This is a genomic window from Plantactinospora sp. BC1, from assembly GCF_003030345.1.
Taxonomy (GTDB): domain Bacteria; phylum Actinomycetota; class Actinomycetes; order Mycobacteriales; family Micromonosporaceae; genus Plantactinospora.
Genome location: NZ_CP028158.1, coordinates 8,149,942 through 8,164,779, shown reverse-complemented (window position 1 = coordinate 8,164,779; position 14,838 = coordinate 8,149,942). Strand labels below are relative to the sequence as shown.

The 14,838-nt window shown below is 71.3% G+C and carries 8 protein-coding genes; 1 reads left to right on the top strand and 7 read right to left on the bottom strand.

The annotated features are described in order from the left end of the window. Positions 1–23: 23 nt before the first annotated feature. The 4 genes from C6361_RS35870 to C6361_RS35855 all read right to left on the bottom strand — a co-directional run bounded on the left by C6361_RS35870 (position 24) and on the right by C6361_RS35855 (position 5,211). Complete coding sequence (locus tag C6361_RS35870) at positions 24–536, bottom strand: Uma2 family endonuclease (protein ID WP_234359207.1); 513 nt, start codon at positions 534–536, stop codon at positions 24–26. Between the two features lie 106 nt (positions 537–642). Next, positions 643–2,676, bottom strand: a complete 2,034-nt coding sequence (locus C6361_RS35865; protein ID WP_107271397.1) for an ABC transporter ATP-binding protein — start codon at positions 2,674–2,676, stop codon at positions 643–645. A gap of 83 nt (positions 2,677–2,759) precedes the next feature. Further along, positions 2,760–4,493, bottom strand: a complete 1,734-nt coding sequence (locus C6361_RS35860; protein ID WP_107270544.1) for an ABC transporter ATP-binding protein — start codon at positions 4,491–4,493, stop codon at positions 2,760–2,762. 34 nt (positions 4,494–4,527) lie between these two features. Beyond that, a complete protein-coding gene (locus tag C6361_RS35855) occupies positions 4,528–5,211 on the bottom strand; it encodes a TetR/AcrR family transcriptional regulator (RefSeq protein WP_159079640.1) in 684 nt (227 codons plus the stop codon). Positions 5,212–5,395: 184 nt separating this feature from the next. On the opposite strand from C6361_RS35855, the gene murD reads away from it, so the two are divergent. Beyond that, on the top strand, positions 5,396–6,778 hold the full coding sequence (gene murD, locus C6361_RS35850; RefSeq protein ID WP_107270542.1) for a UDP-N-acetylmuramoyl-L-alanine--D-glutamate ligase: 1,383 nt from the start codon (positions 5,396–5,398) through the stop codon (positions 6,776–6,778). Positions 6,779–6,868: 90 nt separating this feature from the next. Here murD and C6361_RS35845 read toward each other — a convergent pair whose 3' ends face one another. The 3 genes from C6361_RS35845 to C6361_RS35835 form a co-directional block, all read right to left on the bottom strand. After that, on the bottom strand, positions 6,869–8,863 hold the full coding sequence (locus C6361_RS35845) for a cell wall-binding repeat-containing protein (RefSeq protein WP_107270541.1): 1,995 nt from the start codon (positions 8,861–8,863) through the stop codon (positions 6,869–6,871). A 309-nt stretch (positions 8,864–9,172) separates the two neighbouring features. Then, the gene (locus C6361_RS35840) at positions 9,173–10,171 is read right to left on the bottom strand and encodes a hypothetical protein (protein ID WP_107270540.1); all 999 of its coding nucleotides are present in this window, start codon (positions 10,169–10,171) and stop codon (positions 9,173–9,175) included. 143 nt (positions 10,172–10,314) lie between these two features. Beyond that, entirely contained in the window at positions 10,315–14,700 is a 4,386-nt protein-coding gene (locus C6361_RS35835; protein WP_107270539.1) for an ExeM/NucH family extracellular endonuclease, read from the bottom strand. Positions 14,701–14,838 lie beyond the last annotated feature (138 nt).

The window sequence follows — 14,838 nt, the reverse complement described above, 5'->3', positions numbered from 1 at the left end:
AGGGCTTTCTGCGCTTGTGGATGTCAGCCGAGGTCGTGCTCATTCGGGCTGGTGTTGAGCACCCAGGCCAGCGGCATGCTCGCCCGTACGGCGTAGTGGTCGCCGTCCAGGCGGTGCATGGTGACGGTTTGGGCCGGGTCCTGGTCGACCACCCAGTACTGCGGGATGCCGGCGGCCGCGTATTCGCTGCGTTTGGTCACCGTGTCCACGCCCTCGGAGCCCGGCGAGACGATCTCCACCACGAGGAGTACGTCGGCGACCGGCAACCAGATGCCGTCGGCTTGGGCCTTGCTCCACACCACCAGGTCGGGGATGCGTCCGCCGACGCCGTTTCGACCCTGAATGCGTAAACCGACCGCCTGCGCGATCCGGTCGGCCGGGACACCCGCGCCGGCAAGCCACACCATCAGCCGCGTCGCGATGATCGCATGGGCATACCCGGGCGGCGGCGTGATCGAGAGAACTGTCTCAGGGCTGATCTCGTAACGATGGTGCTCGTCGGCGGCCATCATCGCCGTGAGGTCATCGAGCGTCACGACCGGGGGCATATGCCTGCCGACAGCCTCTGAGCTCATACCCGCACCCTACCGGCGCCGGCCGGGGCGGAGCCCCAGCCGGCGCCGGCACCTCGTCGTGCGCCCGTCACCCCCGCTGCCGGGGTGCCCCGGCCGGTACGCCGCCCGGCCCGGCCACCATCGCCGGCTCGACGTCGGCCACCGGCTGGGAGAACTGCGCGTGGTAGAGCCGGTGGTACGCGCCCTTCGCGGCCAGCAGTTCGGCGTGGGTGCCCTGCTCGACGATCCGGCCGCTCTCCATCACCAGGATCAGGTCGGCGTCCCGGATGGTCGAGAGCCGGTGCGCGATCACGAAACTGGTCCGGTCCGCCCGCAGTGCCGCCATGGCCCGTTGCAGCAGCACCTCGGTACGGGTGTCCACCGAACTCGTCGCCTCGTCCAGGATCAGCAGCGACGGGTTGGCCAGGAACGCCCGGGCGATGGTGATGAGCTGCTTCTCGCCCGCGCTGACGTTGTTGCCCTCCTCGTCGATGACCGTGTCGTAGCCGTCGGGCAGGCTGCGGACGAAGCGGTCGACGAAGGTGGCCCTCGCCGCCGCGAGGATCTCCTCCTCGCTCGCCTCCGGGTTGCCGTACGCGATGTTGTCCCGGATCGTCCCGCCGAAGAGCCAGGTGTCCTGGAGCACCATGCCGATCTCGCTGCGCAGGGTGTCCCGGCGCAGTTCGGTGAGGTCGACCCCGTCCAGGGTGATCCGTCCGGCGTCCAGCTCGTAGAAGCGCATCACCAGGTTGACCAGGGTGGTCTTGCCGGCTCCGGTCGGTCCGACGATCGCCACCGTGTGCCCCGGCTCGGCGACCAGCGACAGGTCGTCGATCAGCGGCTTCTCCGGCTCGTACCGGAACGAGACGTGCGCGAACTCGACCCGGCCGTGCCGCTCGGTGAGCCGGGCCGGCTCGACCGGGTCCGGGGTCTGCTCGTCGGCGTCGAGTACGTCGAAGACCCGCTCCGCCGAGGCGACCCCGGACTGGAGCAGGTTCGCCATCGCGGCGACCTGGGTCAGCGGCTGGGTGAACTGCCGGGAGTACTGGATGAACGCCTGTACGTCGCCGAGCGTCATCGCCCCGGACGCGACCCGCAGCCCGCCGATCACCGCGATCAGCACGTAACTCAGGTTTCCGATGAACATCATCGACGGCATGATGATGCCGGAGACGAACTGGGCGGCGAAGCTCGCCTTGAACAGCTCCTCGTTCTTCGCACCGAACGCCGCCTCGACCTCGCGCTGCCGGCCGAAGACCTTCACCAGCTCGTGCCCGGTGAACGCCTCCTCGATCTGGCCGTTCAGCACACCGGTGTGTGTCCACTGTGCGATGAACTGCTTCTGCGACCGCTTGGCGATCTGCTTGGTGACCAGCACCGACGCCGGGACCGCGATCAGCGCGACCACGGCCAGCAGCGGCGAGATCCAGAACATCACCCCGAGTACGCCGATCACGGTGAGCAGCGAGGTGAGCAGTTGGCTGAGGGTCTGTTGCAGGGTCTGCGAGATGTTGTCGATGTCGTTGGTGACCCGGCTGAGCAGCTCGCCCCGGGGCTGACCGTCGAAGTACGGCAGCGGCAGCCGGTTGAGCTTCGCCTCCACGTCCGAGCGCAACTGCCGGATGGTGCTCTGCACGGCGCCGTTGAGGACGTAGCCCTGAAGCCAGCCGAGCAGGCTGGCGGCGAGGAAGAGCAGCACCGCCAGCAGCAGGATCCGGGCGAGCTGCTCGAAGTCGATGCCGACGCCGGGGATGACGTCCATCTTCAGCAGCAGCTCGGCGAAGCCGTCGTTGCCGGCCGCCCGGGCACCCTCGGCGGCCTGTTCGGCGGTGGTACCGGCCGGCAACTGCTTGCCGATCAGTCCGGAGAAGATCACGTCGGTGGCGTACCCGAGGATCTTCGGTCCGGCGACCGACAACCCGACGCTGACGATCGCCAGCAGGACCACCGCGACCAGCGACAGCCGGTGCGGCCGGAGCAGACCCAGCAGCCGCCGGGCCGACGGGCCGAAGTTCATCGACTTCTCGGCCGGCATCCCGGCGGTGGCCCATCCCGGGCCGCCCCGGGCGGCACCGCCGCCCGGCAGCCGGGCGGGTGTCGCCCGGGCCGTCTTCTCGTTCATCGTCCCACCCTGGCCGTTCTCCTCCGCCGGCCGACCGTCGTCGTGCTGGCCGCCGCTTCCGTTCTGCTCGCTCTGCGTGCCGCTCATGCCGTCACCTCGACGGTGAGCTGGGACTCGACGATCTCGGCGTACGTCGGGCAGGTCTCCAGGAGTTCGCTGTGCCGGCCGGCGCCGACCACCGCCCCGTCCTCCAGCACGATGATCTGGTCGGCGTCCAGGATCGTGGAGACCCGCTGCGCCACGATCACCACCGCGGCATCGGCGGTGACCGGTTTCAGCGCGGCCCGCAGCCGGGCGTCGGTGCCGAGGTCGAGGGCGGAGAACGAGTCGTCGAAGAGATAGATCTCCGGGCGCCGGACCAGGGCCCGGGCGATCGCCAGCCGTTGCCGCTGCCCGCCGGAGAGGTTCGTCCCGCCCTGGGCCACCGGGGCGTTCAGCCCCTCCGGCAGCGCCTCGACGAAGTCACGGGCCTGGGCGATCTCCAGGCTGGTCCAGAGTTCCTCGTCGGTCGCGTCCGGCTTGCCGTAGCGCAGGTTGCTGGCGACGGTGCCGGAGAAGAGGTACGGCCGCTGCGGCACCAGGCCGATCCGGTCCCAGAGCAGGTCGGCGTCGAGTTCGCGGACGTCGACCCCGTCGACCAGTACCGCGCCGCCGGTGACGTCGAAGAGCCGGGGTACCAGCCCGAGCAGTGTCGTCTTGCCCGCACCGGTGCTACCGATGATCGCCGTCGTCTGCCCGGCCCTGGCCCGGAACGAGATGTCCCGGAGCACCGGCGCCGCCGCGCCCGGGTACTGGAACCGGACGTTGCGCAGCTCCAGCTCGGCGCGGCCGCGCACCTCGCGTACCGGCTCCTCGGGCAGTACGACCGACGATCCGGTCCGCAGCACCTCCATGATCCGCTCGGCGCAGACCGCCGCCCGGGGCACCATGATCAACATGAAGGTCGCCATCATGACGGACATCAGGATGAACATCAGGTACGTCAGGAAGGCGGTCAGCGCCCCGATCTGGATCTGCCCCGACTCGATCCGGTGCGCACCGAACCACAGCACCGCCACGCTCGACAGGTTGAGCACCAGCATCACGATCGGGAAGATCAGCGCGGTCAGCCGGCCGACCCGCAGCGCGGTGTCCGTCAGGTCCTCGTTCGCCGCCTCGAACCGCCGGGTCTCGTACGGCTCCCGGACGAACGCCCGGACCACCCGGATCCCGGTGATCTGCTCCCGGAGTACCCGGTTGACGGTGTCGATCCGGGTCTGCATCAGCCGGAACTGCGGCACCATCCGGCGGATCACCAGACCGATCGCCAGCACCAGCACCGGTACGCAGACCAGCATCAGCCAGGAGAGGCCGACGTCCTCGCGCAGCGCCATGATCACACCACCGAAGAGGGTGATCGGTGCCGCCACCAGCATCGTGCAAGTCACCACGACCAGCATCTGCACCTGCTGCACGTCGTTGGTGGTGCGGGTGATCAGCGACGGTGCCCCGAACTGGCCGACCTCCCGGGCGGAGAAGCCCATCACCCGGTGGAAGATCGCCCCGCGTACGTCCCGACCGAAGCCCATCGCCGTGCGGGCGCCGAAATAGACGGCGGCGATCGAGCAGGCGATCTGCAACAGGGTGACCAGCAGCATCCAGCCGCCGGTACTGACGATGTAGCCGGTGTCGCCCCGGGCGATGCCCTTGTCGATGATGTCGGCGTTGAGGCTGGGCAGGTAGAGCGAGGCCATGGTGCCGACGAGTTGCAGCAGCACCACGGCGGTGAGCGGTCGGCCGTACGGCCGCAGATAGGTACGTAGTAGTCGGTTCAGCATCGACGACCCCCCGAATCGAGGACGCGGTGACCGGTCATGACCGGTCCGGTCGGTTGTGGTGAGCGTGGTCTCCCGAGCCGGACCCCTCGGCCGGTCGGGCGACCTCGGTGGGCCCGGGCTTACGTACGCCGTCCAGCAGCACGGCGGCGATCATCTCGGGAGTGAGCGGTTGGTTGTCGGAGATCCGGGGATGCGAGCCGGCGAAGGTCAGCAGCCGGAGCAGCCGGGCCACCTCGGACAGCGGATAGCGGAAACGGTCGGCGTCCGGCTCCAGCACCCGGACGATGGCCTGGTAGATCTCCTCGTTCGGTGGCCGCAGCCCGCCCGTCCCGGTCGGCCGACCCGACGAGCCCTCCGGCGGCCCGTGCATGCCGACCGAGTGCAGCAGGTTGAAGATGCTGGTCAGCCGGCGCTGGAGGATCGCGGCCAGCTCGGTGAGCCGCTCCGGCAACGGGGTCTCCAGGTCGAGTGCCGCCAACTCGTCCAGCAGCGGGGCCGGGTCGAGGGCAGTCTCCACGGCCACCCGGACCAGCCCCTCCTTGTGCGGGAAGACCCGGAAGATCGTGCCCTCGGCCACCCCGGCCGCCTCGGCGATCTGCCGGGTGGTGACCTTGATCCCATGCTCGCTGATCAGGGCCAGGGTCGCCGTGATCAGCGCCGCCCGCCGCTCCTCCGGCGGCAGCGGCCGGGCCCGGCCGGACGGGGTCTGCGAGTTCACGGCGCAACAGTAGTGAGTGAGCAACTCACTCACAAGCGATTTACGCTACTCCGCCGGACCGGTGCCCGGGCTCACCCGTACCGGCGACCGCAGCGGGCCGGCCAGCGCCCCGGGGTCGACGTCCCCACCCGGCGCACCGGCGGCCGGGACTAGAGTTTGGGCGCGTACCGGAGGGAGTTGTCAGGTGCAACTGGCGGATCTGCGCGGCCGGCGGGTCGCGGTCTGGGGCACCGGCCGGGAGGGCGTCGCGGCGATCAACGCGATCGCCCCGGTCGGGCCGGCCGAACTCGTCGCGGTGATGGACCGGGAGACGTACGCCGCCAAGCCCTGGACGGGCCGGCTCGCCGAACTGGCCCCGCTGCACACCGGCCCCGCCGCGCTGGACGTGCTGCTCCGCTCGGACGTGGTCGTCCGCTCCCCGGTGATCGGCGAGACCCACCCCTGGGTGGTACGCCTGCGCGAGCGCGACATCCCGATCACCAGCGGTACGGCGCTCTGGATGGCCGAACACGCCGCCGGCACCATCGGGGTCACCGGCAGCAAGGGCAAGAGCACCACCACCAACCTGATCAGCCACCTGCTCAGCGCCGTCGACCGGCCCAACGTGATGGGCGGCAACATCGGGGTACCGGTGCTCGACCTGCCGCCCGCACCGCGCTACGTCCTGGAACTGTCGATGTACCAGTGCGCCGACCTGACCGACTCGCCCGAGGTCGCGGTACTCACCTCACTCGCCCCGGAGCACCTGGACTGGGCCGGCGGAGAGGCGGAGTACTACCGGCACAAGCTGAACCTCGTCGACCACGGACCCCGGTGGGTGGCATTCAACGCGCACGACACCCGGCTCCGGGCCGAACTCGCGGCCCGGCCCGGGCTGCCGCTGCTCCCCGCCGGCACGGCCAGCCCCGAGGTGGGTGCCGAGCCCACCTTCCACGTCGCCGACGAGCCCGACGGCACCCGCTGGGTACGCCTCGGTGACGAGCGGCTCTTCCCGCGTACCGCCCTGCCACTGGTCGGGCGGCACAACGAGGGGAACCTCTGCGTGGCGCTGACCGCGCTGCGGGCGGTCGGCGTCGACTGTGTCGCCGAACGGGACCGGCTCGCCGCCGCGCTGGCCACCCTGCCGGTCCTGGAGCACCGGCTCACCCCGATCGAGGACCCGTCCGGGATCACCTTCGTCGACGACTCGCTCTCGACGATCCCGCAGTCCGCGATCCACGCCATCGAGGCGTACGCGGGCCGTCCGTTGACCGTGATCGTCGGCGGTGAGGACCGGGGCGTCGACTACACCCCGCTGCGGGACTTCCTCGCCGAGCAGGAGATCGTGGCCACCCTGATCGGCATCCCGGACAGCGGCCCCCGGATCCTGGACGTGGTCAAGGACCTGGGCACCATCACCACGCTGGCCGCCGAGGACCTGCCCGAGGCGGTCCGGCTGGGCCGGGAGCGTACTCCGGCCGGCGGGGTGGTGCTGCTCTCCCCGGCCGCCCCCAGCTACGGCCGGTTCGACAACTACGCACACCGGTCCCGGGTCTTCCGGCAGGCGATCGAGGAGACCGCCGGATAGCCGGAACGGCGGCGGGACGGTGCAGAGCGCCGGACGCGGAAAGGGGGCCGGTCAACCGACCGGCCCCCTTTCACACATTGTCCTGCCGGACTACCGCGACTCGAGCCGCTCCTTCAGCCCGGCCACGGCCGCCTCCAGCTGCTCCGGAGTACGGACCTGGCTCGGGTCCGCCGCCGTCGCCGCCGCACGGGCGGTGCTGGAGGTGCCCCGCTCCAGGCCGACGATCCCGATGTTGGTCGGGTTCTGCACCACGGTGTAGCCACCCGGGCCGCTGATCCAGCTACCGGTCGGCGCCTGCTGCCCCGCCGAGACCACCGCGGCGGACCCGAAGATCAGCGCGGTGTCCAGCGAGCCGCTGTGCTCGTCGAGGAAGAGCTCGGGCTCGAAGGAGAGCCCGGACTCGTTGCCCCGGGTGAGCAGCAGCGGACCGTTGATCGTCGCCATCAGGGCGCCGCCGGAGAGTGCGTCCGGCCAGTTGACCCCGGTCGCCAGGCCGGCGTAGTCGGTGCCGCCGAAGAACGCCCAGGCGGTGAAGAGCGACGTCTCGTAACGGCTCGACCCGAAGATCTCGATCGGGTTGTACGGCGCGGTCGCCGTCGCACCCTGGAGACCGATACCCACGATCCGCGAGGTCGACCGGACCCGGTCCAGGTAGGTCTTGGTGCCGGGCGACAGCGTGTAGTCGGCGGTCAGCACGACCACCGCGGACTGGCCACTCCCCGGCACGTTGAACGAGCCGGCCGCCGCACCCGCCGCCAGGGCGTCCGGGAAGTTGGCCCCGGTCGCGGCGAGCACGTAGGTCGGGTTCGGGTTGATCTCGTTGGCGATCGCGATCGAGGTGCTGTACCGGTCCTGGCCGGCGAGCCGCTCGACCTGGTAGCCCAGCGCCTTGACCTGGTTCTCCACCGTCGTCGAGATCGCGCCCGGGCTGCCGAGCAGGTAGACGGTCTTGCCGACCGGCAGGATCCGCCGGATCTCGCTCTCGGTCGGTGCGTTCAGCCCGGCCGGCGGGGTCATCAGCAGCGGACCCTGCTTCGCGGCGGCCAGCGCCGCACCGCCGAGCGCGTCGGCGAACAGGTCCGACCGGGAGAGCACGACCGCGTCCGCGAACTGGCGCGGGTCGTTCTGGTCGGACGCGGTCGCCCAGTGCGCCTGGGAGACGGCGTTCGCCGTGGTGTACCGGTCCTGCCCGGCGAGCCGGGCCACCGTGTCGGTCCGACGCGGCTGGTAGGACGGGATGCCGGTCAGCCCCGCCACCACGCTCGGGTTCGCCGCCCCGCTGCCGTCGCCGGGCGCCGTCGCCACACCGGTGCCGTTGGTGAACGCGATGGTGGTGCCATCGGGCGACCAGGTCGGGTGGTCGTGCGCCGCCGCGTTCGAGGTGATCGCGACGACGTTGCTGCCGTCGATGTTGGCGGCGTAGATCTGGCCGCCACGGACGAACGCCACCCGCTTGCCGTTCGGCGCGACCGACGGGTTGCTGGCGTCGTCCAGGATCGTGTCGAAGCTGTCGCCGTCGAAGACGCCGACCTCCGACGGCCCGGACGGCGTGTCGGCGCTGCCACCCTGGACCTGGTAGACGAAGAGCGCGCCGGGCCCGGAGTCGGGGTTCAGGTAGTGCCGTCCGTCGCCCGGAGTGAGCTGGCGCGGCAGGAAACCGCCCGAGGCGACCTGCGCCTCGATCCGCCACGGCGAGCCCGACTCCTTTGCCGACCAGAGCACGCCGATGCCCTCGCTCCGGTAGACCGGGCTGCGGTACTCGACCACGGGCTCACCCTCGATGGGAGAAGGCGAGACCCACCAGTAGTTCCAGCCGTCGTTGTAGCGGATGGTCGCGATCTCACCGTTCTCGGTGGCGAAGATCGCCCGGCTGCCGTCCGGCGCCCAGGCCGCACCGTTCACGGTGGTGATGGTCGGGTCCTCGGTGGTGAGCCGGAGCGTCGACCCGTTGTTGAACCTGATCGTGTTGGTGCCGTTGCTGCTGCTCAGCAGGCTGCCGGCGGGGCCGGGGTGACTGGCCTGCGCCGCCGTGGCACCGACAACGGCGGTGGTGGCGCTGAGCGCGACGGCCGAGGCAAGCGCCATCGACCGGTAAATAGAACGTGGAGGCAAGGGGACTCCTCGCAACAGAAACGCGTCGCACTGCCCAGATAGGGAACGGTTGCCCCCCCGTGGGGCGACGCCGGAGTAACTTTAAGGGTTCCTTTATTCGGCGCGCTGCCCCGTTTCGGTCCCCCGCACCAAGTTGACCCGTTAGGCCAGTCACACCCCGACGATCCGGCGAATCGTTGCTGCGAAAACCACCATGTAGCACGGTCCGGGCGAGTAATCCGATTTGCCGTCCACAGGAGATGGTGTATTGGCGTCACCCACCGCGACCTGTTCGCACGGTGGTTATCCGAGCACGCTCAACAGATTGCCTATCGACCGGATGGCGGACCGAATCTCCTGAAGGTACCGGTCCGCGCCCAACGGCTCCGCCGGCCCGTACCCGGACAGCACCGCCGGGTCCAGCCCCACCGTGTCCACCTGGCAGCCGTAGCCGAGAGTCAGCGTACGGATCGCGTCGCAGTGCTGGAACGGCACGTAGATCTGCGAGGTCAGCACCAGTACCCGGTCCCCGGCCGACGGCCCGAGTTCCGCCGCCCAGAAGTGGTACGTGTCGGAGGTGTGCGCCCGCCGGGTCGCCGGCTCGGTCGACGGCGCGGCCAGTACCCGCACCACCGGCCGGCCCGGCGGGCGGTAGACGGCGACCGACCAGGACCGGTGGTCGATCCCGCCCGCCGAGCGCCGCTGCTCGACCGTCGTCGGGCAGCCGAACGCGGCCCGGATGCCCAGGTCCATCGCGTCCACCTCGTAGCCACCGTCGAGCCGCATCCGGTGCCGGTCGGCGGGGACGTGCAGCCGTTGCAGTTCCGCCGGGCGGAGCGGGCGGAAACTGCCCAGCGCCGCGATCTCACCGGCCTCGACGGCCCCGGTGTCGACCAGCCGGGCGGCGTAGGCGGTCCGTTGCAGGCACGACCGGGCCAGCCCGCCCAGCACCAGCAGATGGTCGTAGCGCCGGCCGGGCACGGGTCGCGGGCCGGCCAGGCCGAGCGCTCCGGCGGCCGACCGGACCAGCTCGGCGACGGCGGGGTCGAGCGCGGTCTCGACCACCTCGTCCCGCTCGACCGCACCGTTGCGACTGCGGAAGTCCCAGTGCCGGGCCGAGAAGTCGTCCAGCCAGCCGAGCAGCTCGGCCGGGGCGAGCCGGTCGGGCAGCTCGGCACCGAAGGCGGCCACCAGGTCCCGCAGCGGCCGGGACCGGGCCCAGCCGGTCAGCCCGGCCACCAAATCGTCCCGGGACGTCGCGCCGGCACCGCTCGGCAGCGGTACGGGCTGGTACCCGCTCACCCTCGTCCTCTCCCGCCCACGGAGGAACGGCGTCCTCCGGGGCACGTCACGACAGACGACCGCAGGTCCGGAACCGGTGACCGGTCCCGGACCCGCGGTCGCGATGCGTCAACCCGACTGTCGGTCCGTACTGAAACCGTCGGTCACAGCCTGGCACACTGTCCGGTCGCCGGACCCCGGACCGTGTTGGTCCGACCGTCGTCGCCCGGTGCCGGAGTGTTCGCCAGGCAGCTCAGCGGTCCGCTGATGGTGTTGCCGGCGACCAGTACCGGCTGGCTGCCGGAGTTGCCGAGCAGCGAGACCGGGCCGGCGACGGTGACGGTGTCGACCCGTACCCCGCCACGGCCCAGCGCGACCGAGACCGGGCCGCTCACCCTGCCCTGCTCCACCAGTACCGCGCCGGTCGCGGCGACCACCGTGACCGGGCCGGAGACCCTGGTACCGCTCAGGGTCAGCGTCTTCGACCCGGTGGCGGTGACCGGTCCGGTGATGCTGCCGCCGGTCGCCAGCAGCGACGCGCCGGGCAGCACGGTCACCGGACCGGTGACGGTGGCGTTCTCCAGGCAGGTGAGCCCGGAGAAGACGGTCAACGCCCGGTTGTGCCGGCCGGTGATCGTCGTGGTGCACTCGGGGCCGGGCCGGCCGACCGCCGAGCGCGGCGCGGGGTCGGCGGTGATCGGCGAGTTCTCCGCGAGGTAGTCGGTCAGCATGGTCAGGTCGTTGTCGCCGGTGGTGACCCGGTCGACGTTGCTGGCCAGGGTGGCGAAGTTGTCCCCGCCGGCCGCGAGGAACGAGTTCACCGTCACCCGGTAGCTGCCGTTCGGGTCGATCGGCGCGCCGTTCAGGGAGATCGACGTGATCCGGGAGCCCTGCGCGGCCTCCGGGTCGTAGGTGTAGGAGAAGCCCTTGGAGACGCCGAGCCAGAGCACCGGCCGGGAGGCACCGGCCGGCTGCCACTGCTCCTCCAGCACCTGCTTGATCTGGGCCCCGGTGTACGTCTTCGTCACCACGTCGTTGGCGAACGGCTGCACCGAGAACGCCTCCGCGTACGTGACCACCCCGTCCGGGGCGTACAGCAGGTCGGCCCGGAGACCGCCCGGGTTCATGAACGCGATCTGCGCCCCGCCCCGGCCGGGCGCGCTGGTCCCGGCGAGCTGCACGTCGGCGATGAAGTTGCCGAGTACCGACTCCTTGCCCCGGTCCTCGTTCCCGGCCTCGTTGTACGCCCGCCTGATGTCCGCGGTGATCGACCCGAGCGGCCGCTGACCCAGCTCCTGGGCCCGCTCCTTGGCCGCCGCCACGATCTCGGCGACCCCCGGGTGCTGCGGCGCGCCGACCACGTCGACGAGCGCGGCGTCGGCAGCGGTGACCGTACCGGTGGCCGGGTCGAAGGTCAGGTCGACCTTGCCCAGCCGCTTGCCGTAGTCCTCGGCCTGCACCACCGGCCGCAGCCGGTCGGTGCCGGGAATCGGCACCTCGAAGGCGTACGGCTGGTGGGTGTGGCCGCTGAAGATGACGTCGATGGTGGCGTCGGCCCGGGTGAACTTCCCGAAGACCGGGTCGTTCGCCAGCGCCTCGGCCGAGCCGATGTTCTCGGTCGCCGCGCCCTCGTGGGCGAGCAGCACCACCACGTCGGCCTCACCGTTGGCCGGGTTGCCGTCCTTGAGCTGCGCGGCCACCGCGTTCGCCTCGGCCACCGGCTCCCGGAAGGTGATCCCGGCGATCCCGTCCGGGCTGACCAGCGAGGCGGTCTGCTCGGTCACCACGCCGACGAAGCCGACCTGGATCCCGCCGACGCTGCTGACCGAGTACGCCGGCAGCACCCGCTCGTTGCCCCGGTAGACGTTCGCACCGAGCAGCGGGAAGTCGGCCCGGTCGGTCACCCGGCCGGTCAGGTCGGCGATGCCCTTGTCGAACTCGTGGTTGCCGACCGCCGAGGCGGCCAGCCCCATCGCGTTCAGCGCGTCGATCGTCGGGTTGTCGTCGTCGATCGCCGAGACGAACGTGGAGGCGCCGATGTTGTCGCCCCCGGAGACGAAGGCGGTGTTCGGGTTCTCTGCGCGGAGCTGGTCGACCAGGCCGGCGACCTGGGCGGCACCGCCGACCGGGCGGCCGTCCGGGGCGTTGCCCGGCGACTCCAGCCGGCCGTGGAAGTCGTTGACGCTGAGCAGTCGCAGGTCGACCGGTCCGGTCGCCCCGGTCTCCAGCCCGACGACGATCGGGTTGTGGTCGCTGGCCCGGTACGGGTCCTCGGCGAAGAACGCCGGGTGCCCGTCGTACTGGAAGGCGTACGACTCGTGCGAGTTGATCTGCCAGACGTCGACCCCGGTGACCCGCTCCGCCAGCGACGCCGAGGCGACCGCGTGGTCGAGTGAGCCGGACTCGCCGCCGAAGACGTAACTGGCCTTGCCGCCCTCGTTCAGGTCGACGTACCCGGCGTCGTGGAGGACCTTCATCGGGTCCTCCTGGGTGTACGCGTTGAAGTCGCCGAGCAGCAGCACCTGGTCGCTGCCGCTGTCGGCCTTGAGCCGGTCGACGAAGGCGGCCAGCGCACGGGCCTGCCGGACCCGGTCGCCGTTGAACGCGCCCTGCCCGTCCCCGGTGTCGGCGTTGTCGCCGGTCGCCGAGTCGGAGCTGCTCTTCGACTTGAGGTGGTTGGCCACCACGGTGAAGGTGGTCGCGCCGGCCGTGAAGGTCTGCGCGATCGGCTCCCGGGCGTTGAACCAGACGGTCTCGTCGTTCACCGACCGGGAGGCGCCCTTCGGCTGTGCCTTGGCCGGCTTGAAGATGATCGCGGTGGTGATGAAGTCCTGCTGGGCCGCTGGCGGCAGCTCCGCCGGGGTACGCACGTAGTCCCAGGTGCCCGCCCCGGCCGCCGTGTTCAGCGCGGCGACGAGCCGCTTGAGCGCCTGCTGCGGGTCGGCGGTGTTGAACCGGACCGAGTTCTCGATCTCCTGGAGCGCGACCACGTCGGCGCCGAGCGCGTTGATCGCCGAGACGATCTTCGACTCCTGCCTGGCCAGCGCCGCCTCGTCCTCGGCACCCCGGGCGTCGCCGCCGAAGTGCACGAAGTAGTTCAGCACGTTGAACGCGCCGACCCTGAGGTCGCCGCCGACGTTCGCCGGTGCCGGGGTACGCGGGTTGGTCACCTTGAAGGTGGTCCGGGCGGCCGGCGGGGTCTCCGCGTCGACCGGGGTGGTCGGCTGGAGCCGCCACTCGTTGAACCCGTACGACAGCACGGTCGGGCCGAACGCCTCCACGCTGTCCCCGACCCGCAGCGGGCTGCCCGGCGCCAGGTACGGCGGCAGCAGGCCCGCGTCGGCCAGGTTGGTGGTACGGCCGTCGTCGACCAGCAGCCGGGCCAGCCTGTTCGCCGCCGCCGCCGCGCGGGCGGCGTCGCTGCCGGGCCGGGCGACGTCGGTGGGGATCACCGCGGCCCGGTCGCCGGCGGCGAGCACGACCTCGCCGTACCGGTTGGTGTTGTAGACCTCGGAGACGGTGAACTGGCCGACCGGGGCGACCAGCATGGACTCGGCCGACTCCCGGGCCGGGGCGTCCAGCGGCAGCGAGAGCGCGACCGGCGACGGCAGCGCGACGCCCTGCTCGCAGACCTGCACGTCCGCCCTCGCGCCGATGCTGACCTGGGTGAGCCCGTTGAACTCGCTCGCGGTGCCGCTGACCCGGACCCGGTCGCCGAGCGCGACGCTCGGGTGGTTGGCGGCGTTGCTGGTCAGGTAGACGAAAATGCCGTCCGAGGCGGTCCCGGCGGCCGGCGCCCGCCCGCCGCTGCCGGCGGTCTGCAGGTAGATGCCGTTGTAGCCGCCGGTGCGGTGGTCGCCGGTGACGACACCCTCCACGGTGACCCGGGTGCCGGCCAGCGGCGTCGCGTCGCCGGTGCCCTGGACCTGGGCGATGGTGTGGCTGACCGGGGTGTCGCAGCCGACCGGGTCCGGATCCGGGTCCGGGTCCGGGTCGCCGCCGCTGTTGCGGGTGCCGAAGCTGTTCAGCGCCGGGGCCCGCCACGTCCCGTCGACCCGCTGGAGGGACTCGCCGATCGGGGTGGTGCTGCCCTCGGCGACGCCGATGTCGGTGGCGGCCCGCCCGTCGGCCGGGCCGCCGACCGCGGTCATCCCGCCCTCGTAGCTGAGGAACTCGGCGACGGCGCCGTCGGGGGCGACCAGCGCGATCCCGTCCGGCGCGCCGTTCTGGATGCCGTCCGTCGGGTACGTCGCGACGACCACCCCGGCCGCCGGCACCGTCCCGCTCAGCGTGCGGGTGTGGTACGCGGCACCGTTGTTGCCGTTGTAGAGGACGAGCTGCCAGCCGGTCAGGTCGGTACCGGCCGGGGCCTCGACCTCGATCGCCTCACCGGTGTCCGTGCCGACGTTGTCGTAGTGGATCTCAGTGAGGAAGGGCGTCGCCACGGGTTCGGCGGCGAGGGCCGCCACTCCGCTGGTCACACCGAGCGCACCACTGGTGAGCAGTACGCCCAGCGCCTTGAGCGAGCGTCCGCGTCTGTTCCGGCGCATCAAGTTGCCTCCGATAGGGGGTAGACGGTCGGAGCATATGCGGGCTCGGTGGCGTACCGAGAGCTGCCAGGTGTACGGAACACCATGGATGTTCGGTCGTACCCCGCCGAAGATCGGACTATTCACAGTTTTCGCCCG